The organism is Cupriavidus phytohabitans (genome assembly GCF_017815025.1).
Classification (GTDB): domain Bacteria; phylum Pseudomonadota; class Gammaproteobacteria; order Burkholderiales; family Burkholderiaceae; genus Cupriavidus.
The window spans coordinates 1-1,493 of sequence record NZ_JAGIQB010000180.1 but is presented as its reverse complement, the minus strand read 5'-3'; the positions used below and the strand labels follow the sequence as shown (position 1 = coordinate 1,493).

The following is a 1,493-nucleotide window of genomic DNA, read 5'->3' as shown; positions in this document are numbered from 1 at the left end:
ACCAGGCGATGGCGTCCGCTGAATAGCGCGTGTTTGCTCCCCTCTCCCGCGAGCGGGAGAGGGGAGCTACCTCGGTGGCGTTGAACCCGCCAGAGCACAGAACAGTCAAGGAAATCCCAAAATGATTGCCCACATCACAAGGCAGTTGCCCCGAATCGCCACGCTGGCCGCCGCGCTGATCCTGGCCGGCTGCTCGCTGGCGCCGACCTACAAGGTGCCGGAGACCGCCACGGTGCCGGCCTACAAGGAAGCCGAGGCCGCGCAGGCCGAAGGCGCGCAATGGAAGACCGCGACGCCGGCCGAAGGCCAGCATCGCGGCGAATGGTGGAAGATCTTCGGCGACGCCGAGCTGGACCGCCTGATCGCCGCCGCGGGCGAATCCAACCAGGATCTCGCCATCGCCGCGGCCCGGCTGAAGCAGGCGCGCGCCTTCACCGGCGCGACCGAGGCGGATCTCTACCCGCAGCTCAGCGTGGGGCTGGATCCGACCCGCTCGCAGCCGTCGGCCGCGTCGCAAGGCCTGCCCGACGGCACGCGGGTCTCGCCGCAGACCGTGCTGAAGGCACGCGCCTTCGCCAGCTATGAGCTCGATCTGTTCGGCCGGGTCGCGTCCAGCGTCAATGCCGCCCGCGCCGAAGGCGAGGCTGCCGAGGACCTGTACCGCTCGGTGCAGCTCGCGCTGCAGGCCGACGTGGCGCAGGCGTATTTCGCGCTGCGCACGCTCGACAGCGAACGCGACCTGCTGAACGCGACCATCCGGCTGCGTGAAGACGCGCTGAAGCTGCTGAAAAAGCGCTACGAAGCAGGCGAGACCACCGATCTCGACCCGGCCCGCGCCGAGGCCGAGCTTGGTACCGCGCGCGCCGACCTGGCCGGCATCGAGCGCCGCCGCGCCAACCAGGAGCATGCGCTGGCGGTGCTGACCGGCGTGCCGCCCGCGGCGTTCTCGCTGCCGGCGCGGCCGTTCGATGCCGCGCCGATCGCGATCCCGGCCGGGCTGCCGTCCGAGTTGCTGGAGCGGCGTCCCGACATCGCCGCAGCGGAGCGGCAGATGGCCGCTGCCAATGCCCGCATCGGCGTGGCCAAGGCGGCCTTCTTCCCGCGCATCACGCTGACCGGACTGTTTGGCTTTGAATCGGCGGACCTGTCCAACCTGTTCAAGTGGTCGTCGCGCACGTGGATGCTGGGCCCGCTGATCGGCTCGACCATCGCGCAGACGGTGTTCGACGGCGGCCGCAACAGTTCCAACCTGGCCGGCGCGCGCGCCGCGCACGAGGAGAGCGTGGCCGCGTACCGGCAGACCGTGCTGGTGGCCTTCCGCGAAGTCGAGGACAGCCTGGCCGACGTGCGCTGGCTGAGCCAGCAGGCGGGCGCGCTGGACAGCGCGCTGGGCGGTGCGCGCCGCGCGGCGCGGATCTCGCGCAGCCGCTACGATGCCGGCGCGGTCGACTACCTGGCCGTGATCGATGCCGACCGCACCGTGCTGCAGTCGC

The 1,493-nt window shown here is 71.1% G+C and carries 1 protein-coding gene; it reads left to right on the top strand.

What is annotated here, in order from left to right; genetic code table 11:
• Positions 1–121: 121 nt before the first annotated feature.
• On the top strand, positions 122–1,493 hold a 1,372-nt coding region (locus J8I34_RS33970), incomplete at its 3' end, for an efflux transporter outer membrane subunit (protein WP_209808554.1).